At 39.6% G+C, this 22305-nt stretch carries 18 protein-coding genes; 5 read left to right on the top strand and 13 right to left on the bottom strand.

All coding sequences use genetic code 11. The features are described from left to right. The 5 genes from aguA to GQR93_RS01355 all read right to left on the bottom strand — a co-directional run bounded on the left by aguA (nt 1) and on the right by GQR93_RS01355 (nt 6080). On the bottom strand, nt 1-1098 hold the full coding sequence (aguA, locus tag GQR93_RS01375; RefSeq protein WP_003551592.1) for an agmatine deiminase: 1098 nt from the start codon (nt 1096-1098) through the stop codon (nt 1-3). A gap of 39 nt (nt 1099-1137) precedes the next feature. Then, nucleotides 1138-2559 carry an APC family permease gene (locus tag GQR93_RS01370; protein WP_035444244.1) on the bottom strand — a complete coding sequence of 474 codons (1422 nt, stop codon included), beginning with the start codon at nt 2557-2559 and terminating at the stop codon, nt 1138-1140. Between the two features lie 36 nt (nt 2560-2595). Then, entirely contained in the window at nt 2596-3630 is a 1035-nt protein-coding gene (gene ptcA / locus GQR93_RS01365; RefSeq protein WP_003551587.1) for a putrescine carbamoyltransferase, read from the bottom strand. A 312-nt stretch (nt 3631-3942) separates the two neighbouring features. Then, a complete protein-coding gene (locus GQR93_RS01360; RefSeq protein WP_003551582.1) occupies nt 3943-4785 on the bottom strand; it encodes a DNA-binding domain-containing protein in 843 nt (280 codons plus the stop codon). Further along, nucleotides 4782-6080: a sensor histidine kinase gene (locus GQR93_RS01355; protein ID WP_003551580.1), complete on the bottom strand. Its 1299-nt coding sequence runs from the start codon at nt 6078-6080 to the stop codon at nt 4782-4784. Before GQR93_RS01355 ends, GQR93_RS01360 begins: the two co-directional genes overlap by 4 nt. A 107-nt stretch (nt 6081-6187) precedes the next feature. On the opposite strand from GQR93_RS01355, the gene GQR93_RS01350 reads away from it, so the two are divergent. Both GQR93_RS01350 and GQR93_RS01345 read left to right on the top strand, forming a co-directional pair. Continuing rightward, the gene (locus tag GQR93_RS01350; protein WP_003551570.1) at nt 6188-7738 is read left to right on the top strand and encodes a YfcC family protein; all 1551 of its coding nucleotides are present in this window, start codon (nt 6188-6190) and stop codon (nt 7736-7738) included. Nucleotides 7739-7869: 131 nt separating this feature from the next. Beyond that, on the top strand, nt 7870-8523 hold the full coding sequence (locus GQR93_RS01345; protein ID WP_159298621.1) for an HAD family hydrolase: 654 nt from the start codon (nt 7870-7872) through the stop codon (nt 8521-8523). Between the two features lie 126 nt (nt 8524-8649). Here the strand turns inward: GQR93_RS01345 and arcC are convergent, their stop codons facing one another. The 4 genes from arcC to GQR93_RS01325 all read right to left on the bottom strand — a co-directional run bounded on the left by arcC (nt 8650) and on the right by GQR93_RS01325 (nt 14923). Next, nucleotides 8650-9609, bottom strand: a complete 960-nt coding sequence (gene arcC, locus GQR93_RS01340) for a carbamate kinase (RefSeq protein ID WP_003551565.1) — start codon at nt 9607-9609, stop codon at nt 8650-8652. A 38-nt stretch (nt 9610-9647) separates the two neighbouring features. Next, nucleotides 9648-10898, bottom strand: a complete 1251-nt coding sequence (locus GQR93_RS01335) for an amidohydrolase family protein (protein ID WP_003551563.1) — start codon at nt 10896-10898, stop codon at nt 9648-9650. 134 nt (nt 10899-11032) lie between these two features. Continuing rightward, a complete protein-coding gene (locus GQR93_RS01330; protein WP_225442036.1) occupies nt 11033-11881 on the bottom strand; it encodes a DUF2877 domain-containing protein in 849 nt (282 codons plus the stop codon). Nucleotides 11882-11890: 9 nt separating this feature from the next. Beyond that, nucleotides 11891-14923 carry a bifunctional FdrA/YlbE family protein gene (locus tag GQR93_RS01325; RefSeq protein ID WP_080544193.1) on the bottom strand — a complete coding sequence of 1011 codons (3033 nt, stop codon included), beginning with the start codon at nt 14921-14923 and terminating at the stop codon, nt 11891-11893. A gap of 204 nt (nt 14924-15127) precedes the next feature. On the opposite strand from GQR93_RS01325, the gene GQR93_RS01320 reads away from it, so the two are divergent. From GQR93_RS01320 to GQR93_RS01310, 3 genes are all read left to right on the top strand, one after another. Beyond that, entirely contained in the window at nt 15128-16747 is a 1620-nt protein-coding gene (locus GQR93_RS01320; protein ID WP_003551556.1) for a PucR family transcriptional regulator, read from the top strand. Between the two features lie 15 nt (nt 16748-16762). Then, a complete protein-coding gene (locus GQR93_RS01315) occupies nt 16763-17605 on the top strand; it encodes an alpha/beta hydrolase (protein WP_003551553.1) in 843 nt (280 codons plus the stop codon). 150 nt (nt 17606-17755) lie between these two features. Further along, entirely contained in the window at nt 17756-18319 is a 564-nt protein-coding gene (locus GQR93_RS01310; protein WP_003551551.1) for a DUF1097 domain-containing protein, read from the top strand. Between the two features lie 380 nt (nt 18320-18699). On the opposite strand, the gene GQR93_RS01305 is transcribed toward GQR93_RS01310, so the two are convergent. The 4 genes from GQR93_RS01305 to GQR93_RS01290 all read right to left on the bottom strand — a co-directional run bounded on the left by GQR93_RS01305 (nt 18700) and on the right by GQR93_RS01290 (nt 22278). Next, nucleotides 18700-19977 carry an MFS transporter gene (locus GQR93_RS01305; RefSeq protein WP_035444239.1) on the bottom strand — a complete coding sequence of 426 codons (1278 nt, stop codon included), beginning with the start codon at nt 19975-19977 and terminating at the stop codon, nt 18700-18702. 188 nt (nt 19978-20165) lie between these two features. Beyond that, nucleotides 20166-20756 (bottom strand): histidine phosphatase family protein, encoded by a 591-nt coding sequence (locus tag GQR93_RS01300; RefSeq protein WP_003551547.1) that lies wholly within the window; start codon nt 20754-20756, stop codon nt 20166-20168. Between the two features lie 11 nt (nt 20757-20767). Continuing rightward, nucleotides 20768-21526, bottom strand: coding sequence for an adenosylcobinamide-GDP ribazoletransferase (locus tag GQR93_RS01295; RefSeq protein WP_035444237.1), 759 nt, complete (start codon nt 21524-21526; stop codon nt 20768-20770). Nucleotides 21527-21549: 23 nt separating this feature from the next. Continuing rightward, a complete protein-coding gene (locus GQR93_RS01290; RefSeq protein ID WP_003551543.1) occupies nt 21550-22278 on the bottom strand; it encodes an AIR synthase related protein in 729 nt (242 codons plus the stop codon). Nucleotides 22279-22305 lie beyond the last annotated feature (27 nt).

Genomic DNA, 22305 nt, shown 5'->3' with positions numbered 1-22305 from the left:
CTATCTGCCTGCCGGTACTTGTTGGGTGATGCAGTGAATATTACCGCCGCCAAGTAAGATCTCACGTGCAGGAACACCGACGATTTGACGGTCTGGATAAAGTCGTTGTAAGGTTTCTTTGGCTTTTTCATCGTTTGGATCGCCAAATTCTGGGAAGACAATTCCGCCATTTGCCGTATAGTAGTTTACATAACTGGCAGCAAGCCGGTCGCCTTCTTGACGAGGAAGCGTTCCATCAACTGCGTCAACACCTTCGCTTTCCTCTTTGGTGATCGTTACCGGTTTTGGTACATAAAGTTTTTCAACTTGAATCTTACGACCCTTGGCATCAGTAGCGTTACTTAAGATGTCATAGTTTTCTTTTGAAATTTCATACTGTGGATCATTCTTGTCATCCGTCCAAGCCAAAGCTACAACGCCCGGCTTAACAAAGTTGGCAATATTATCCACGTGACCATTGGTTTCATCGTTGTAAATGCCACGCTTTAACCAAATCACTTTATCCAAATTCAAATATTCTTTCAAAACATTCTCAATTTGTTCTTTGGACAGCTGTGAATTACGGCCTTCTGAAAGTAGGCATTCTTCGGTTGTGATCAAGGTTCCTTCACCATCAACATGAATTGAGCCGCCTTCAAGAATAAAGTCATCTAATCGATAACGATCAGCATGTTCCAACTCGGTGACCTTCTGAGCAACCCGGTCATCCTTGTCCCAAGGGAAGTACAACCCGTCAACCAGGCCGCCCCAAGCATTAAATGTCCAGTCGACACCGCGAAGATCACCATTCTCGTTAGTCACAAATGTTGGGCCGCAGTCACGAATCCATGAGTCATCATTTGACATCTCAACCACTTCAACCTCATCCGGCAACATGTGACGGGCATTGGCAAACTGTTCGTCTGAAACGCCAACAGTCACATGTTCGAATTGTGAAATAGCTTTCGCAACGTTCACAAAAGTGTGTTGTGCCGGTTTGGCACCGTTTCTCCAGTTGTCCGGGCGTTCCGGCCAAAGGATGTAAACACCCTTATGATGTTCAAATTCGCCTGGCATTCTGAAACCGTCTTTTTTAGGTGATGATTGTAAAGTTTTCATAATTTAATAACTTCCTTTACGTTTAAGTCAAAATTCAAGTTACTTTTCTAATGCGTGTTCCGAGTGTCCTTCGATGTGACTACTCGCCTCTTGATGAGCTTTCTTATCTCCGTGCTTTTCAGCAATTCGAATACAGATTTCACCAAGAATCAATGTGATAATCGTCCCAATTAGAATTGGCACTTTGCCGTTAATCTCTTCAGCACTACCGTTCAAAGGAACAGCTGACATAATAACTGTGACAACCAAGAGTGTTACCGGAATCCAAGTCATTAACGAAATCATAAACTTGTTGCCGGGAACTTTGAACGGCCGCTCGGCTTTTGGATCGATTTTTCGAAGTTTACTGAAAGATGGGAACATTAAGATGTATGATCCCAACAAAGCAACCACGTTAAGTGAGAAGAACGCCCAGAAAATATTTTGATTGGGAATCAAAGGAGATACAACAACCAGAATTGCAGCAATCAGACCGTTTAGTAAGGTTGCCCCAATCGGCATACCGTTTTTCTTGCTTTCAATTGCGAAGACTGCCGGAAGGTCATGATTTTTTGCTGCATAAGAGGCAACGTAGTTAACTCCGGCTGACCATGAGATCAGGTTGGCAGCCAACGTATACATGAACATAATGGCAATCAGAATCACGAACCAATTGTTACCACCGATTAATAATAGGATACTTTCCATTAATCCACTTGAGGTTGACAATTTATCACTTGGAATTGCAACACCCATTCCGAAGGCAGCAAATACGTAGAAGACTGCGATTAAAATACCGCCCCAGATGATTGCTTGGGGAATTTGTTTCTTCGGATTCGGCATTTCACTTGCCATTGATGTCACAACTTCAAATCCCAAGAAGTTAAACAGGATAACCGAGATGTAACCGAGGCTCTTAACGTCCATCTGCGGTAGCATCGTTTTAACTGTGAAGTTACTTGCAACACCTTTGGTCATCGCAACGTAAATCCCAAGAATTCCTAAACTCAGCATGATCACGACTTTGGCAATTGCGGCCAGGTTCAAGATCCATTTGCTATCCGCAATCGGATAACAGGAAATCAGGGTTACTATCGCGATAAAGACCAATTGGATAACAACGTTTGTCCACGTACCAAAGTGTGTCGGAAAAACTTGACCGATAACGCCGGTAAATAGAACGGCCAGGCTGGCCATCCAAATCGGAAAATTAATCCAATAAAGCCAGGCAGCTCGACCACCCCAACGTTTTCCAAACGCCTTTCGAACCCAATCATAGATACCGCCATCGCCATCATAAGTAGTCCCGAGTTCTGCAGAAATTAATCCGTATGGTAGGAAGAAGAGAATCAGAAGTGCTCCCCACCAGAAGAATTGTGATGGACCGATTGCTGCGGCTGGTGCGACCGATTCAACAACTAGGACAACAACGACCGCCATTAGTACCGCATCAAATAATCTAAACTTTTTCTCTTTTTCCATTTCTTCCACCTTCATTAAAATCTGTTAAACGATTGATTAACGAGTCGAGTTGTCAACAAGATTTAGAATCATTGATTTAAGCTTTGGATCATTGAAGTCATCCAATTGTTTTTCACTGTAATTCATTGATGGTGCCATCAAGTATACGAGTAAGGCACGCATTGCCGTCAAACGATTTTCTGCTTCATCCCAAGCGATTGAAGCCGGTGAATCAATCACACTGTCAGTAACTTCTTCGCCACGGTTGGCTGGTAAGCAGTGCATAAACATTGCGTGACTTGAAGCTTTGCTCATTAAGTCATCGTTTACCTGATACTTAGGATAGAAGATCTTCATTCTTTCATCATATGAAAGTGGTGCTTCGTATAAGCCATACCAAACGTCGGTGTAAATGAAATCGGCATCTTTGAGGGCTGCATCGGCATCTTCGGAAATTTCAACACTGCCACCTGAGATTTCAGCGTTCTTCTTACCAATTTCCAAAGTTTCGGGTTTGATTTGATACCCTTTAGGGCCAAATTGAACAAATTTCATTCCCATCTTGGAAGCCATAAACATTGTTGAAACACAAACCTGGGTTGCGTCACCAACAAAAACAATCTTGCAATCACTGAGTTTCTTACCAGCTGGTAGATGTTCAGCCATTGTGATGATGTCACCGACTTCTTGGGTTGGATGGTTGTAATCACTCATTCCGTTAAGAACAGGAACCGTTGCCGTTTGAGCTAATTTTTCAACAGTTGAATGTTTTGCAACCCGTGCCATCAGGATATCAACCAATCGTGATAACACAATTGCTGTATCGCCAAGTGATTCGCTTTCGGCACTGCCTAAATGAATTTGGCCTGGTGCAAGATATTGCGCGTGACCACCCAACTGAGTCATCGCTGTCTCAAATGAAACCCGGGTTCTGGTTGAAGACTCTTCAAAGATCATTCCCAATGTGCGATGTGGCAAAAGCTGTGGATAGTTGCCAAGTTTGATGTCCTGTTTGATTTGGATACCTAAATTAATCAAATATTGAATTTCGTCGCGGGTGTATGAGTTTGTATCGATAAAGTCTCGTTTCATGATGTTTATCTCCTAGTCTTTTTTTAAATTCGTTTTAATTGTGTTCCAGAAATCCTCGAGTATTTCTTTACGAGTCTTACTATACTTGATGAAAGCGCTTAAGTATATGGTTTTGACCCCTATCGGCATAGGCTGAACAAGCATGTATTTTGTTCCGTAACGCGTAACATGTTACATATATGGAGATCGCTTGAAACCATTGCGTTTGCACGCATCAAGTGACATGGCATTGTTAGTAAAACGTTTTCACTTGAGTGGAACAAAAAAACCGTCAATTCTCTTTCGGGATTGACGGACATTTGAGCTTCACGATTAATCTGATACATTCACTTCATTCAATAGGCCGTCAAAGAAATGTCGTAAAGATGTTTTACCACCCGTTTGCCGGGTTCCTCTTAAAAACTGCGTTTCATTTCGAACATTCTTGTATTCATACAACGAATTTGCGTATTCAATCACGACTTCATTATCCATATCATCCATGCAGAGAGTCGCCAGATTGGTTAAGCCGGTTTTGATCGCTCTTCGGATTCGCTGAAACAAAATTTTCTTTTCCCGATCATCGATATGATAGGCCTTATTAAAGTCAATTTCTCGAAAAGTAAGGTGTTGTTCCAGCATCATTTGGGCAATTGCCAAAATATCAGAAGAGCCGGCTTCCGATGTCATTCCCAGAAACCTTAATATTGAAAGAATTCGCTCCTTAGCTTTCTGTCGCTGATCAACCACCGGTTCAGCCGTCAAACTGCCGCCAACCAGCGCTTGAATATGCGTTAATTTTTCAGTCATCTGAATATTCTGAATTACTTTTTCAATCACCGTTTTAACTTCAATGACATTAATTGGTTTATCAATGAAAAACTCAATGCCGGTTTGATAAGCTTCTGACCGCAACTCACTGTCGCGAACCTGAGAAATCATAATAAAGCGCAATGACGGCTTTCGCTGCTTTAATTGCTTAATTAATTCAATCCCTGAGATTTCAGGCATCAGCAGATCTATCAAAACAATATCGACAGCCATCAACGTTAAATCAGCCAGCGCCTTTTTAGCCTCGTGGGCAATACCGACCACATCATTTTGAGGATCCTTTTCGATAATTCGGCGAAGCATCATTGGAATTGATGGATCATCGTCAACAATGTAAAATTTCATGATCGTGCCTCCTGTGTCAGTCGTCGTTTACTGAGCGTTACCTGAAAATCAGTTCCCTGACCAGGCTTGGATGCCACTTGAATATCGCCATCAAACTGCTCTTGGGTAATTATTTTAACATGTGATAGGCCGATCCCCCGATAAACGACGCCGGTACTTTCATCAAATTTAGTCGTGAATCCCGGTTCAAAAATCATCGCAAGCGTTTCTTGATCCATTCCACTGCCATTATCACTAACATTAATAATAATTTGATCATTATCATCTGCCACAGTCACTCGAATCAACCCGTTAGCCTTATCATCCATTGCGTCCACGCTATTAAAAATTAAATTTGAGAGAATCGATACAACGTAATAATGGTTTGGAACCACCAGATCAACTTGATTATGAACCTCAATCACGATATTTTGATGACGCTGCTTAATTGCTTCACGGATGTAATTTACCGTCACTTTTAAAATATCGGCCAACTGCATTGGTGCACTGGTATCATCATCAAAATAATCACCCAGGCCACGAATAACGTTTTGATAATCTTTCTTAATCTCATGAACATCCCTGGCAATACTCAATGCCATATCCTGTTGCTTTTCATCGACTTTGTCCTGCTGCAACTGTTGGTTAAGCAAATAAGCGTTCTTCATGACGTTTTCAATTTCACTGATATTCTTGCGCATAAAATACACGTCACTCTTAACGGCAGAGGCAACCCACACAAAATGATAATAACGTTGTTCGTGGTTTTCATCCCGTAACATCAGTGTGAAATAGTGGTACACAAAAGCAATTGAACAGCTTCCCAGGCTGCGAATCAATGCGGCCATAAACAAGAATTGGAATAGCTGGTAACTGTAATGCGAAAAGCCGGTTAATAAGCTGACCTCCAGCAAATTCGAGAGATAATCGCACAGGACAATTGTGAAGAAGAAATAGCCGTTGTTACGTTGGCCATTTCGCCAATAAATCAAATAATAGAGGGCACCATAACACACATAAAAGGCCATATCCGTGATCGTAAATTGAATAATGTGATTGGCACTGGCATCCTGACTTATAAATAACAGGACGCCTCGAAAAATCGGTGATGCAACTGCGACCGCCAATGTCAGCTGAAACGGATTTAAATCGCGATTAAAATACAGAAAAATCGGCAGCAGCAAAACTGCCAGTGTAATGATAAATCCCGACGTATACGTTTGAAAATTGATTTGCGAAGCCAGCGCAATGCAGATCGCCGCAACCAGGATCCGCTGGTAACGTCCGTAACTAATGAAACGTGATTGCTTGAACATGATTAAATTCCCCTAGACATTTTTACACAAGTTTTTGAAGTATCGTGAAGTTATATGAAACCGCTTCATATAATACCAATTGTATAGAACGAAGGGGGATTATACAAATGGATTCAGCAATTAAGCCCAAACGGCATTTCAAACTAAAGATGCCCGGTGCGTTTGTCATCCTGTTTATCTTAACGGTCGTTGCAGTAGCGGCAACCTGGATGATTCCGGCCGGCAGTTATTCAAAGCTGTCTTATAATCAAACCAGCTCTCACTTACAGATCACTGACCCACACGGGAAAATATCCAACATTCCAAGTACCCAGAAAGAATTGGATAAGCTCGGCGTAAAAATTGATATTCACCAGTTTACGTCCGGCGGCATTACCCAAGCTGTTTCAGTACCCAACACATACAAGCGGCTCAAACAACATCCAGCCGGTGCCAGCGATATTACCAGCAGTATGGTTCGAGGGACTATAGAAGCCGTCGACATCATGGTCTTTATTTTAGTTCTCGGTGGCCTGATTGGGGTTGTTAAAGCAAGCGGTGCGTTTGAGTCGGGATTAATGGCACTGACAAAGAAAACCAAAGGCCACGAATTCGCACTGATTTTCTTTGTCTCTATTTTAATGGTCTTAGGCGGTACCCTTTGTGGGATCGAGGAAGAAGCAGTTGCGTTCTATCCTATATTGGTGCCAATCTTCATTGCGATGGGCTACGACTCGATTGTCTGTGTCGGAGCCATCTTCCTTGCAAGCTCAATTGGAACCTCATTTTCAACAATTAATCCGTTCTCGGTTGTTATTGCTTCAAACGCTGCCGGAATTGATTTTACCCAGGGAATTATGTGGCGGGTAGTCGGGTGTATTGTTGCGGCCGCATTCGTCATCATTTATCTATATTGGTACAGCAAAAAAGTCAAAGCGGATCCGACCTTCTCGTATTCCTATGATGACCGTGATGAATTCAACCACATGTGGGAAATTGCATCGACTGACGATCACCAGAAATCATCTTTTACAATTCGAAAAAAGATTATTCTACTCTTATTCGTCTCAGCTTTCCCAATCATGGTTTGGGGTGTGATGTCCCAAGGCTGGTGGTTCCCAACCATGGCATCCTCATTCTTGGCATTTGCCATTATTATCATGTTCTTAACTGGAACCGGTAACCATGGTCTTGGTGAAAAAGGAGTCGTTGATGCTTTTGTTAACGGTGCCTCAAGTTTAGTAGGCGTATCCCTTATCATTGGACTTGCCCGTGGTATCAATTTGGTCTTAAATGAAGGTCTCATCTCGGATACCATTCTTCAATTTTCATCAACCCTGGTTGCCCATATGAGTGGACCGACGTTTATCTTAGTCATGTTATTTATCTTCTTTGTACTTGGCTTTATTGTCCCGTCATCTTCCGGATTGGCCGTTCTGTCAATGCCAATTCTGGCACCACTTGCCGATACGGTTCATATTCCTCGATTTGTGGTTGTCACTGCCTATCAGTTTGGCCAATATGCAATGCTTTTCCTGGCACCGACCGGTTTAGTCATGGCAACCCTTCAGATGCTGAATATGAAGTATTCCCATTGGCTAAAATTCGTTTGGCCGGTTGTCGTGTTCGTCCTGGTTTTTGGTGGCGGCATCTTGGTAGCCGAAGTATTAATTTATTAGAATATATTGACATTTTAACGATTAGCAGAGCAGGTTGTCAGACTGCTCTGTTTTTTATTGGTTGCAATGCTTCTAAAATAAACTGACTATTCTCCGATTCAGGTGTTATGATACTCAAAAAGGTGATTTTAATGGATATCACATTCGATTGTTACGGAACGTTATTAGACACTCGGCTAATCCAAACCTGGTTGATGGCATTCGGGACAGCTCACGGCATTGACGGTCAGGCTGCCTGGTCCCAATTCGAATTGTGGGAGGATCGCTTAATGTATGGCGAAACAACGCTGCCATTTTCCGCCTTATTGAAGCGGGACTTAGCGTATATGGACATGACACTTCAAACCGGATCGTTGTTCAGCAACCATTTTAACGATTTAATCAACCTATACACGACTTTAACCCCTTGGCCGGAAGTCATTGCCGTTCTGCGTCAATTGCGTGAGGCAGACCACCGTGTCATCATTATGTCCAATTCAACGTCAAGCTTGATGGCAGCTCACCTCAACGCGTTGGATCACGAAGTCGATCAAACGATCCTACCTGAACAAACCCGCTGTTATAAGCCTGCCATACCGTTTTTTGACTATGCCTCAAAGCAGCTCGAACAGCCTCACCTACACGTTGCAATGGGCTATTGGTGGGATGTTGTACCATGTCATAAAATCGGATGGTCTTGCGTTTGGATTAATCGACTGAAGTTGTCGGCATTAGCCGATATCAAGCCCACTTATACCCTGCCGGATCTTAAGGAATTACCATTGCTGGTACAATCAGGTTATTGATTCCTTTGACTGCCCTTTAAGCCCACCATGCATGATCATACGCATCAGCTTAGACTTTCTAAATAAAGACGCCATACAAGGTTTTGTTCTTGTATGGCGTCTTTATTTTATTCAAAACAATCTCAACTACTTCACTGTAGCCGGCACACTTTCGCTGACAATAGTGGTTCCTTCATTGCCTTTAATGATCTCTTTAACATCTTCAAGATCACCGATGACAGCCGGATTACCGGTATTTCGAACAAAGCTGGTAGCTGCTTCAACCTTTGGCCGCATACTGCCTTTGGCAAATTCCTTTGCATCAATGTGTTTTTGAATCTCATCAACGCTAACTTCTTTAAGTTCAACCTGATTGGGTTTGCCGTAGTTGTAAAAAACACCGCCGGCAGACGTTAAAATAATCAGTTTATCAGCATCGATTAGTTGGGCAATTTTTGAGGCGCTGAAATCCTTATCAATAACAGCTTCCGTTCCAACCAGCCGGTTACCTTTTCGAACAACCGGAATGCCACCGCCGCCTGAAACAATTGGAACGATGCCAGCATCAACAACCTGCTTGATGGCACGATATTCATTGATTTCCAACGGCTTAGGTGACGGCACAACCCGTCTGTAGCCACGACCGGCATCTTCGATAATCTGCCAGTCCGGATGAAGAGCCTTTAGACCTTCGACTTCTGTTTCTTTATAAAACGGTCCGATTGGTTTGGATGGGTTTTGGAAAGCCGGATCATTTTCATCCACAATCGTTTGGGTCACAATTGCCATAACGTCTTTGTCAATGCCACTATCCAGTAATTCCTCTTTCATAGCATTTTGGAACCAATAGCCAATACTTCCCTGTGTCATTGCACCACAGGTATCAAGTGGCATAGCCGGATTCTCATCACTGTCTGCAGCACTCTGCTGAAGTAGTAGGTTTCCTACTTGTGGTCCATTTCCATGGGTAATAATGAGCTGGTCCCCATTCTTGATAAAATTAACGAGTTCCTTTGCTGTTTCTTTAACTGCTTTCATTTGAGCCTGTGCGGATGCATCCTTGGAAAGGATAGCATTGCCGCCAAGGGCAACGACGATTTTTGACAAAGTAATTCCTCCTGCTTCTCTATTTTTAATTTATCACTCTAAATGTTTATTTTTTCCTTATTTTTACGATAAGTTGAAACTTTTTTCTCAGTTTTGACCGTGACTCTGCCATCTTTAATAACATAAAGTCGCTCTGGAATATCAATAACTGCATCAGCTTTTCGTTTGGTATCAAGAAGAACCAGATTTGCAATATTACCTTCTTTAATTCCATAATGGTCCAGCTTCAAAATTTTTGCCGGATCTACCGTCAACATATCCAATACTGATGGTAAATCCGCCAAACCACCAAGATGTGCCGCAGGTACGGCTAAAAAACCAACCTGCATAATATCACCATTACCAAATGGGGTAAACGGATTTCGAATATTATTAGTAGAAAGCGCAACATTTACTCCACCCTTTCGCAGTCTACGAATAGGTGTGACACACCGGCGAACATTATAGGTGTCTGTTCGTCCACCTAAATGTAAATCGGTTTCTGGTAATGAAATAACATTAATTTGAGCCTCATGTAACAAATCGATAATTGGATTTAGCTTTTCAAGTGGTAACGCAGCCAATGCAGTTTCATGTCCAACTGTCACTCTTCCTTGATATCCCTCTTTAATCGTCTTACGTGCTAGATACTCAATAGAAATATTATCTGCATCATCAAAGAAGTCTTGGTGAAAATCAATATCTTTATCATACTTCTTTGCTAAATCAAATAAGAAGTCAATATGTTGTTTTGGATCTGGATCTACGTAAGGAATACCACCGACAACATCAGCCCCCATCTTCATAGCTTCATCCATCATCTCAGTCATCCCCGGAAGTTTAAAAATACCATCCTGGGGAAACGCAACAACTTGCATGTCAATCATGTCTTTATATTCTTCCTTAAGTTTAAGGATAGTTTTAAAACCGACAAAACCAGTTTCAGGAGAAAATTCAGCATGGGTTCTCATATTGGTGACCCCGTGCTCAATTTCCATTTCAAGTGCTCTTTTAGCTCGTTGATAAATATCATCTTCTGTAAAGGTTGGCTTAGCTTCAGCAGTAACCTGAATAGCTTCCTTTAAAGTTCCAGACTGATTATGAACTCGATTAGAAATTAATGCTTTATCCAAATGAATATGCGACTCAACCAAACCAGGTATTAAAACATGCCCATTCCCTTGAATAATTTGATTTGCTGGACTATTAATTTCATCAGCAATCTTCTGAACTTTTCCATCAGAAATCGCAATATCCTTTAATGACTGATTATCGTTCAAACGTACTTGCTTCAACAAAATGTCTATCATTATTTTCACCTCAAATGATTAAACCTATTGGCAACAACAATTCATCGTATGATAACGCTTACATACATATTCTCACACACATCTTCTTCAAAAGCACCGGTAACCGAGTATAACTCGAATATATTTTTTTATCTTCAGTGGATAAATTTACTCTTCAATAACATAAAAGCAGCATACATTCCCAGTAGCGTATCCGTTCCTGAAGTATGGCCAAAATTCTGAATATCCAAAAGTGAAGAAGCCAACTGCTCCTTATCTTTATCTCGAATAACTTTCAAGAATTGAACCATTTTCTTTGAAGTATAGTTTTCCAAGACTGCCTGAATATATGATTCAGAAACATCAGTCGTTGCACGACTTTCTAAGATGATTTTCACTTGCTCTTTCCATAAGGTTAACTGTTTAAATCCAAAGGCGCTAAGAACGCTTGTAAAGCCAACGATAATATCATCACCGCTTGGGGTAAGACCTCGCCCTCGCCCATAAAGAAACTTCAGAGTTTCCATGATTTGCTCTGGATCACAGCTTTCAATGAGCATTTTAATAACCTTATTGGGAGAATATTCATCACTTAGTCCCCAATCATTCTGAAAATCAATAATATTAAATTTCTCAATAATCTTTTTTAGGAAATTTAAATCTAGCTTGATTTGTGGAATTCTTAAATCAACAGTTTTTAAAGGCTCTAAATCAATCGTTCTTATTTCTTTCTTTGTATAAAGGTACAACTTTCCCTTAATAAAAGACACAGGATCATTTACATCAATATATTTTAATAATTCATCCACTACATCATCTTCCAGAGTAATCCCCGTACAAGAAAGTGAATCAGATTCATTTCCGACGTGAAAAAGTAGGTCTGGGAAATCAATATTAAAACTATGCTGAAACATGGTATTGATAATTCCATGGTCTTTATTAAACAAATGGAGAGGGAGCATATTGCTCTTCTCTCCATTTGTTTGATTATGATTAAGGCTCATAAACATCACTTATTCCTTAACTAATTCTTTTTCTAATAACGTTGCATCATCGTCTTCTAGCAGTCCCATATTGTTGGCATAAGCAATTAAGGCCTTCTCGAAACAAGCTAGCGGAGCATGGACAGTACCAGCGCCTACTTGACCAACACCTGCAACTTTACTTGCAATTCCAGTATTAATAATTGGTGTAATCCCAGTTTCAACAACTTTTACAATATCGATCCCGATAGCTGTTCCTTGGTAATCCCAAGTTGGAATCGTAAAGTTAGGGTTTCGATCAAGCGTAATCTTAGCCATTTCATTGCTAATCTTTTGTGCGTCCTTAAAACCGCCTGCACCAACAAATCGTGTTACACCAGGAGCAGCGATCATAGCCATTCCGCCAAATCCAACAGTTTCAGCAATTGCGCTATCACCAATATCCGGATTAGCATCTTTTTGAGAAAAGCCAGTAAAGAACAGTCCTTGCGGTGTATTAACCGGTGCTGTGAACCACTGATCACCTAAACCACTGATTCGAATACCAAAGTCTTTACCATTTCGAGTCATTGTTGTAACAACTGTTCCATGCTTATAAGTTCTTGCGGCATCAACCATTGACTTTCCTGTTGCCATCATAATGCTCAAGAAGAATTGATCAGTATCTGCCAAGAATTGAATAACATCTTGCTTATCCTTTTCGCTAATATTAAGCGAAACAATCAACGGTGCCACTTCTTTGAGGAATACTAATGTAGCGGCGATGTTACGTTGATGGAATTCATCACCCATAGTAATTGCTTTAGCCATCATAACATTAACATTTAGACCACCATCAAGTTTCTTGAGTGCAGCGCTTAATGTTGGAGCCAACACATTTGCCATCCACTTTAAACGAGTTATTACTTCTTCAGAATAAGCACCAAACCGAAGTACCTTTCCAATACCTTCGTTCATTGTGCAGTACGCGTCATTGCCCTTAAGTGCATTTTTAATCACTAGTACCGCCATATGAGCCGACGTAATGCCTCCCATTGGGCCAACTGCGTTAACATCATGATTGCAAAGGAATTTAACATCCCCACTTTCAAGCATTTGACGTGCATCATCCTCATTATCAGCCCAGCCTTCAAAAAGGATTGCGCCAATACAACCACCCTGCATAGGTTCTGTCATTTCATTATATTCAATTGGAGGACCGGCATGAAGTAATGTATGTCCCTTAAGCTCTGAAATAACTGTTCCTGCAGGAACAACGTCTACCAAAAATGGAGCGGCTTTCTTATATGCATCAACAATCTTTGCGTTTTCTTGATCTCGATTTTGAAGAGCCTTAACTTTTTTAATAATTTTAATCAGCTTCGGATTTCCACCAGCAACTGGTTTCCAGTCGAATTGAACACCAGTACCACCAAACTTAATAACTGGATCTAAGAACTCTGAAAGTCCAACGTTAACTACTCGTGGCTTTGTGTACAATAGATCAAGAACGGATTCACTTGGAGTTGGCACTTCACGTGTTCCACCTGTATAGTTAACAACCTTTTTATCGGGTTCATTTAAATCTTTACCAATTAAGTTGAGTGCATACCTAACAGCTTGTGCATTGCTATCAAGAACAATGATACCCGCATCTTGTAACGTTTTTCTTGCAGCATCATAATCTTGGGGATCATCTCTTGTTCCAACAACTGTTGCAACAAACTTAATACGTGGATGTTTTCTAGAAACGTTATTAACAGCATCTGCAAGGCTTTCAGCCATTGTATCATCGGTACCATATCCAAGAACATCATCCAAAAGAATAACGCCAGTCTTAGGATCGTTAGCATACTCACTAATTTTTTCAATCCGAATTCGTGGATCGATCATTGGATGTGGACGTCCTTGAGTGTAAATATCATCACCAAGATCCAATACCTCATTGCCTTTTGCTTTAAGAACATAACCATCTTCGGAAATAATACCACCCAGATTTAATGCTTCAGAAACCAACATTCCAGCTTCATACGCAAGTGTGCCACCAGAATACAAGCCAATAATATGCTTTCCTTCAAGCTTAGGATCTGCATCTGCAAGTGGTTTTTTAGAATAATAATTATCTTTAACGGGTTTATTATCGGCTAAATCCATTGCAATTTTTGCTGTTTCTTCCAATGTATGAGCCAAATATACCGAATCTTCATGATGATCTGGTTTTTCACCTAAGAAAATTGCAACCACTGGTTTATCAATGCTATGAAGTAAACTAACCACATCATCACGAACTTCTTTTGCCGGTGGCTTGGAAATAATGCCTATCACTTCAGTTGGATCATGATGGGCAAGACCAGCAATCGCATCCTCCATGGTTATCGCACCTACACTATCCGATAAATCTCGACCGCCGGTTCCGATTGCATGCGTGACTCCACCACCAAGGCGTTCAATCATACTGGTAACTTCTTGAATTCCAGTACCAGAAGCACCCACTAATCCAATATTGCCCGAGCGAACCACATTAGTAAAAGCTAACGGAACATTACTAATAATTCCTGTTCCGCAATCGGGGCCCATTACAAGCAACCCTTTTTTATGTGCCTTTTTCTTCAATCTGCTTTCATCCTCAAGCGATACATTATCACTGAAGACAAAAGCATTTAAATTATGATCTAATGCATTATCAATTTCATCTGCTGCATATAACCCAGGAACCGATATAACTGCTAAGTTAGCATCTGGAATACTCTTCATAGCGTCATCCCAATTGGTAACTTTTTTAGAATCACTATCAGAATCATCACTTTTTACTGATAAATCATTTAGAAATTTATCAATCTGTTTCAAAACATCATCCATGACATCTTTTTTATCAGCATCAAGAACGATCATCATATCGTTTGGCTCAGCAGACTTAGCTTCATCAGTTAATAACCCTGCCTCATCAAAAATATCCTTATTTGCATCTGTCCCCATCATTACCTGAACTTCTTTAACACCAGGCATTGAACTAATATTTTTGGTTAGAAGCATCAAATTGATAGAATCTTGATAACTATTTTTTCTAATTACTGTATATAGCAAATTGGTTTCCTCCCTTTGCTGGTTAACAATTTAACTTACGCTCTTATAATAAGAATTTTTGGAGTCAATTACATTTACTTATCTAGATAATAAAGAAAGCGCTTTTATATCTTATAAGGATAATAGAAATCGCTTTCTTTAAATTGATTTTTATCCTTTCAAGAGTATCCTTAATGTTGAACATTAATACAAGGAGGAAAGAATATGGCCATCATATTAAAAGATATTCAAAAAATAGAATCGCTTAATAATTCAAAGTTAATTGCTGGATCAGCAGGTTTAAATAATCCCGTTGAAAATATTATGATCACCGAAGCACCTGACGTTGAGCAATGGATTACACCAAACGAAGTTCTGCTATCATCATTATATGGATTCGATAACCTTTCAGAAAAAGCAATCGGCCAATTCATGCGATCACTTCATAATCACAATTGCAGTGGATTAATTATCAAGACTTCAAGATTTGTTAACGAAATCCCTCAGACTATTATTGATGATTGCAATCAGTACAAAATTCCGTTAATTGAAATCCCCAAAAATATTAAATATAACGACATCATGCTGGAATCAATGCAATTACTGTTCAACGAAAAAAATTTATTGCTGAATCAATACAAAAAAATAAATCAGCAATTTATTCAATTAGCAATCCAAAACAGCTCATTCAACGCCATCGTTAACTTACTTTCATCTTTAGTAAGTAATCCAACATTTATTTTTAAAATCGAAGATAATATTGCCTCCAATATTATTCATAATGATCAAAATACGCATAAATTAAAAGAAATTGATTTCACCCAAAGAAGACCTGTGCCAAAAAAGGAGTATACAAATTATCAATACTATGAGGTAACATTAACTGACAAGAGTTTTAAATTATTAATGGTAAAAATTCCTCAGAGCCAAGATCAGCTTTACCTTGGAGTGCTACAAGAAAATCAGATCCTTCAAGATGTCGATTTTATGGCTATTGAAAATGCTGTTAACTTCACACAAATGGAAGTTCTAAAACAAACCGCCTTAAATCAAGGGTTAAGAACATATGCCAACGACATCATTGATGATCTTATTAACGGAAAAATTGCAAGTGAAGAGGAATTCCAAGCTACTTTGAAACACTTTAACCTTGTAGAAACAAGCAATTATCGCGTCACCGTTGTGCAAGCCTTAAAAGAAGAAAAAGTACAGCCAGATTACTATCGAGATAATCCCCGAGAAGCTGATCGCGTCGTTAGTCAATTTAAACTATACTGGCCTAATACAGTTTATCGTATTCGCCAAAATAGAATTATTCTAATCATTTCGGAGGATCAGCAAACTCCCGAAAAGCTTCAGGATAACTTACAAAAAATACTGCAGACACTTGAGGACACTCATCCTAATCTAAACTTTCAGATTGGATTAAGTGAAACTTGTCATCCAAAGGACTTTAAGGTCTATGCATCACAGGCATTGAAAACACTTCAGATTGCCAGCCATTTAAATAAACGGAACCAGATTTTCAACTACAACGATCTCGGATTTTACAGATTCCTATTTCAAGTTGATAATCCAGAAAAATTAAGGTCTTTTGTTCCAGAAGATCTTCTAAAAATTTACAAAGACAAACCAGAACTATATACAACGTTAAAGACCTATCTCGAACATAATCAAAATGCCAAAGCTAGTGCAAGCGCGCTCTTTATCCATCCCAAGACAATGAGCTATAGACTAAATAAAATTCAGGAAAGAACAAGTATTAATTTTTCAGATGTAGATGAAGTCTTTAGATTAAACGTTGGTATTCGGGTGCTTAATGTACTAAATGATGAAACAGTATGAAAGGAATGATTTTAATTGCAAACTATTAGTTACAGCACAGGTGAGAAAATTACAGTTCATGCCACATTTTGGAAATCTGAGGCAAAAGTTAAAAAACCAACCATTTTTTATATTCACGGTGGCGGTCTAATTTACGGTAATCGAAACGACTTACCAGCTCCTTACGTCAAACTTCTTCTAGAGTCAGGTTACTCACTATTTTCAATTGATTATTGTTTAGCTCCCGAATGTTCCTATAGCGCAATAATTCAATCCGTTAATGATGGATTAAAGTTCTTTCTAATGAACAGTAAAAAACTAGGATTACTCAATAATGACTATATTCTTTTTGGTCGCTCAGCTGGTGCTTACCTTTGTCTGCAATTAATGACAGAAAATCTTAGCCAAAAGCCCAAAGCATTCGTCGACTTCTATGGCTTTGAAAGCTTATTATCCACTAATTTACAAAAGAAAAATTCAATGTATGCCAGTTACCCAAAAGTGACCTTCGAAGAGGCACAATCGATGATTTCAACGTCTCCTGTCACCTCAAGTTCTGTAGAAGAACGGTTCTTATTGTATGTTTATGCTCGTCAAAGCAGTCAGTGGCAGAAAATGATCTTTAAGGAAACTCAAAGTAAAGAAAAGCAACTTTCAAAAAGTACACTACAAAACTTTCCACCGACTTACATGTGTCAGTCCTCATCTGATCCAGATGTCCCGTTCATTAATTCAATCATGTTAAAAGCAAAGCTACCAAATTCTAAGTTAATTCCTATCAATTCAAAGGAACATGATTTTGATAGAGAAGTCAATGAAACCAACCTTGATTGTTATCGAAAATTAATTAGCTGGTTAGATGCCGTAACAGAACACTGATTAGCTTTAAGAGATAAACAGGAGTGTGAATTTTTATCTACTGCCTACCATGTAACCGCTTTCAGAATTGTTTATGATGAACTTGTTAAATAAGTTGTTCAACTGTGAGCATCTTTACCGTAGATTTTGCTAATACAAGGAGCGGTTTAAATGAAACAATATATTGCTAGTGGCAAAGAGGTCACCTATAGCGCATTGGGAATTGGTATATTTACCTTTTTCTATGGTCTTATATCCGGATCATTAGCTTTCTGGATGGCCCCAGTAGCATTCATCACATCAGCATTTTATGCTGGAATGGACGAATCAAAGAAAAATCCGTGGAACGTATCTCTAAGTTTTGGAATGGGAATTATTTGGGGCTTAATTGCTTATAATTTATTTCAAATTCCAAATATGAATATGCTTTGGTGGACCTCAAGTGTCTTCGGTATAATGGCCCTCATTGCAATTCTACTTCAAGGAACGCTTCTTAAAGCAACTTTTATTCCAGCTTGGTTACTAGCTTGGGGAACATTTATGGAAATATCACTAAATATAAAAATCAATAATTGGTACGTCTTTGTTCTCCAGTTAGCTTGTTGTATGCTTTTAGGTGTTTTCTTCTTAGATTATGGTTCCGACTTTTTTAAAGCCGTTATGTATCGCTGGTTTCCCGAAAAGGATAAGGATCAGAGCGACCCAAAATCAAATAAAAAAGTTAAAATAGATTAATTATAGTTACGGCCATCAAAAAAGATGGCTGTTTTTTTGTTGACAAGGGCGAATATATTTAGCGAAATATTTTTTTAGGACCACAATAAGCCCACTTAATTATTTTTAGTTATAGCTTATAAAATAAGCCAACCTATCAAACAATAATATTATTCATCATAAGAGCGGAAACGCCTTCTACTGTAATACTTGCTCTAGTTCACAAGCACTCCTGTAAGACTAAGTACCTCACGGATTACTAATTACAATAATGACATGCTCGATCCAAACCAAACATTTTTTAAGATAAACAAGGCCCTAAAGGTACAAGAACAATAAAAGCAGTCCTTAATGTTTGCCATTGAGGACTGCTGTACTGACTTCCTTATTCTGTTAGCTGTTTATCCTTGAACCAAATTCTTTTTATCATTCGTAAACGTGAATAGAACTAATCCAACCAACAGTAGAACAGCTGCTAAATAAAATCCGATTTGCATTGAACCAAATTGATCTGAAATCCATCCCGTTAAGTAGGGAGCCAAAATAGAACCAGACATTCCAATAAAATTATATGCACTCAGCGCAGTTGATAATGATCCTCTTGGTGAATTCTTAGTAACAAATGCCACAAGAATTGGATCAATTGCTAATTTACCGGTTAGGCCATAAACAATTAATAAAACAATCAATAATAACTTGTTAGTTACAAAAGCAATTCCAAACACCGCAACCAGTGAAATCGGCACTAAAAATGCAATCATTAATTTTGTCTTTTTTAATTTATCATAAATTCTTGCGAATACAATTGCACCAGGGATTGAAGCCCATGGTACTAGTGATGAAATAAAGCCAACACTACTTCCTTGAAATCCTCTTTCTACCTGCAAAAATTGGGGCAGCCAAGTTAAAATTACAAAATTTGCGTAAATAGAGCAAAAGCATAAGATAAATGCAAATACTAAATTCCGATTCTTGAATAGATCCTTAAGTTGGACCTTACTTTCTTCCGATTTTTTAACTTCTGCAGTTTTTTCAGTGTTTCCTTGATCTTCAGGACGAATAACCTTTTCTTTTAATACTACATAAAACAAAACGCCAACAATAATAGTTGGTAATGCCATAACATAAAATGGTGTTTGCCATGCCATTCCGTGCTGGAGCACCATACTACTCGATAAAAGATAGCCGCCAGATGTTCCGAATGCCATCCCACTATTAATAATGGCAGTTCCTAAGGTTAAATCTTTAGTCGGAATAGCCTCTGTAGATAATGCATATTGAGGCCCATAGTAAGTTCCTTGGCCAGCACCAGCTAATGCACGAAATAATAGAAAAATACCAAACGAAAATGCAAACCCACTAAAAAATGTCATAATTCCTAATACAATAAAACCGCCCATGATAACTAAACGTCTACCAACCCGATCACCAAGTATCCCAAAGGGAATTTGACAAATTGCATATGTTAGAAAGAAAATACTGTTGACTAATCCCAACTGTGTATTTCCAATATGAAACTGAGCACCAATTTGCTCCTGCACAGGATTCAAAATAGTCCGATCAGCATAAATTAATATCCATCCTACGAAACAAAGCGCTACAACTTTCCACCAATATCGTCTCGATACGTTCACTGCAGCTTTTGATTTGGCATCGATATTTTGAATATTGCCATCCATTATATTCACTCCCATAAATTAATATTGTAAAAATGCTTCACTTACATTATATGGAAGCGCTTTCTTGTTTTCGTCTATGCTTTCAGCTAAATTTCTAATTTATTTTTATCCCTGAAAGAGCATATTCTGTCATAAACTATTTGTCATCATATCCGTACAGGCTAATTTAACTATCGAACTTATTTTCACTAAACGTCATACACCACTCCCACACACCTTCCGACCTCATCCAGTTGATAAACTGAATAAGTCCCCGCCGGAAATTTCTGCTCCCAAAAATTACTTTCAGGAAAAAATGATTGGTTAATCACTCGCAGCACGCCAAGATGAGCGACCAGTAAGATGTGATCGTTTGAAGCAGCGTCTGAAAGAATGTTCTTAAGGCCCGCCAATACTCTGGTATTAAAGTCTTGAAAGTTCTCTCCATTCGTAGGAGAAACATGAAAGGGATCATCAAGCCAGTTTTGCCAATCCTCAGGGAATGTTGCTTGGATTTCATCAGCATTAAGACCTTCCCATGCACCAAAATGACTTTCCTCCAATTTTGAGGATAGTTGACTATCGCTTTCCGGGTGTGTCGCTATAATAGGCCGGGCAGTTTGCCGGGCTCGTTTTAAATCGCTTGTTACAATGAGTCCTAAGGGCAATGCTTCAAATTTATCTGCTAGTTTAGCCGCGTCTTTGCGCCCATTTGCATTCAACGGCACATCAGATGAACCGTAAAACTTTTTCTGTTGATTGTAATCAGTCTGACCGTGTCTGGCAACATATAATTTCATCTCGATACCACCTACATTAATTTGGTAACAATGACATACGCCAATAGGAAAATGACCTGCGAAATTTCCGCAAAACCGCCCAGCGTATCACCACTGAAGCCACCCAGCAGGGCCAACATATACCGTCGATAGCCGTACGCGACAATCAGTACAGCCAGATAACTAATAAGGCCGGGATATCCCAGCAATACGCCAATAACAACAAGAGAAACAACCTGACTGATACCAATCCGCCACGTCTTAATTCCCTGCCAAATAGTCGCAAGTCCCGGTGCTTCACCAGCATACGTCATTTTATAAAATAATAGTGAAATACCTGTTTTGGCCATCATAACGCTGATTAGTACAAGCATCGTTAACTGAAAGCGATCAAACCTGACGGCCAAGATTGCCCCTACCCCAAAAAGGATCGCATAAAAATAAATTAACGCTAGGGTTCCCATCGTACCCAGCCGACTGTCTTTCATAATTTTGAACATTTTATCCGGTGTCCGCGATGACATAACACCGTCTGCCGTGTCCGCCAAAGCGTCCAAATGAAAACCACCGGTTATCATGCCATCCGTCATCCAAAACAACATCCATGCAAACCACTGTGGGAAAAGATATGTATAGCCTAAAAATAAAGTGGCCTCCAAGCACCCTAATATCAGTCCAAACAGCGTAAAGTACTGGATATTATCTCGAAATTTATGACCGGGGTCTTTAATTTCAACCGGGATTCGAATACGGGTAAAAAACTGAGTATATAAAATAAATCCTTGAATCATGTCTTTTCGGTCTCCAATCACAATTAGGTTAAACTCATTAGATAACTGACCTGCGGAAAGTGCCGTTCAAATACCCGTCTTTTCTCCGGTTTGACACCAATCAAGGCAACGGTTGCCGGGCCGGCAGATTTAACCATTTCTTCTGTTTCCATTACACTACCGTCTACTACTTTCAGTTGATGTGTCTTCGCCAGTTGATTAATTTCAAATGCGATGCCTTTTGATCCCACCGGCAACATGTCAATCACTGCTGAATCAGACCTGAGTTCATTAATCAGGTTGTAGGAAAATAGATCACTAAAATGTTGTTTAACGGCGTCGCCTACTAATGGTCGTCCCAATTGATAAATGACCATAGGCTGTTTTTGAAATAAATCATCAACTCGTCTTGTCGCGATCCCAATCACCGTTACCCCAATTGAAGTTGTCCGGGTTGGCATATTGTCTTCAGTACTACCATTCAGCGATATATCCGACAATCCAGCCCTTTTTAATTCCTGCTTCAGTCCGGCAATCATATTTTCACCGGTTGGGGTCATTTCATTACCAACCGTATCAACAACCGAAATGGGTGTCGCCCCAAAACAAAGCAGTTCCATTAAAGGTACCCTTAGTGCAAATGCCGCTGTAACATCGGCCGTAACGTGTACCAGATCATCCGGCTTCTCACCAATACCGGCACTGACGTCACATGCGATCACCAACGCAGTCTTGTCGCTAATCGGCTTAATCGTTAAATCACGAAATTTCAAAACAGAACCCTCCTTTAATCCGAACCA

Source organism: Lentilactobacillus hilgardii, assembly GCF_009832765.1.
Classification (GTDB): Bacteria; Bacillota; Bacilli; order Lactobacillales; family Lactobacillaceae; genus Lentilactobacillus; species Lentilactobacillus hilgardii.
Note: the sequence above shows the minus strand (reverse complement) of the source record. Positions and strands in the feature narration are given on the sequence as shown.

Excerpts from the sequence above, each read along its gene's own strand:
- GQR93_RS01295 (WP_035444237.1), bottom strand. The coding sequence starts at position 21,526 with ATGATTCAAGGATTTATTTTATATACTCAGTTTTTTACCCGTATTCGA.
- GQR93_RS01345 (WP_159298621.1), top strand. The coding sequence starts at position 7,870 with ATGGATATCACATTCGATTGTTACGGAACGTTATTAGACACTCGGCTA.
- GQR93_RS01320 (WP_003551556.1), top strand. The coding sequence starts at position 15,128 with ATGGCCATCATATTAAAAGATATTCAAAAAATAGAATCGCTTAATAAT.
- GQR93_RS01300 (WP_003551547.1), bottom strand. The coding sequence starts at position 20,756 with ATGAAATTATATGTTGCCAGACACGGTCAGACTGATTACAATCAACAG.
- aguA (WP_003551592.1), bottom strand. The coding sequence starts at position 1,098 with ATGAAAACTTTACAATCATCACCTAAAAAAGACGGTTTCAGAATGCCA.
- GQR93_RS01350 (WP_003551570.1), top strand. The coding sequence starts at position 6,188 with ATGGATTCAGCAATTAAGCCCAAACGGCATTTCAAACTAAAGATGCCC.
- GQR93_RS01310 (WP_003551551.1), top strand. The coding sequence starts at position 17,756 with ATGAAACAATATATTGCTAGTGGCAAAGAGGTCACCTATAGCGCATTG.
- GQR93_RS01335 (WP_003551563.1), bottom strand. The coding sequence starts at position 10,898 with ATGATAGACATTTTGTTGAAGCAAGTACGTTTGAACGATAATCAGTCA.
- GQR93_RS01355 (WP_003551580.1), bottom strand. The coding sequence starts at position 6,080 with ATGTTCAAGCAATCACGTTTCATTAGTTACGGACGTTACCAGCGGATC.
- GQR93_RS01305 (WP_035444239.1), bottom strand. The coding sequence starts at position 19,977 with ATGGATGGCAATATTCAAAATATCGATGCCAAATCAAAAGCTGCAGTG.
- ptcA (WP_003551587.1), bottom strand. The coding sequence starts at position 3,630 with ATGAAACGAGACTTTATCGATACAAACTCATACACCCGCGACGAAATT.
- GQR93_RS01370 (WP_035444244.1), bottom strand. The coding sequence starts at position 2,559 with ATGGAAAAAGAGAAAAAGTTTAGATTATTTGATGCGGTACTAATGGCG.
- GQR93_RS01330 (WP_225442036.1), bottom strand. The coding sequence starts at position 11,881 with ATGAGCCTTAATCATAATCAAACAAATGGAGAGAAGAGCAATATGCTC.
- GQR93_RS01360 (WP_003551582.1), bottom strand. The coding sequence starts at position 4,785 with ATGAAATTTTACATTGTTGACGATGATCCATCAATTCCAATGATGCTT.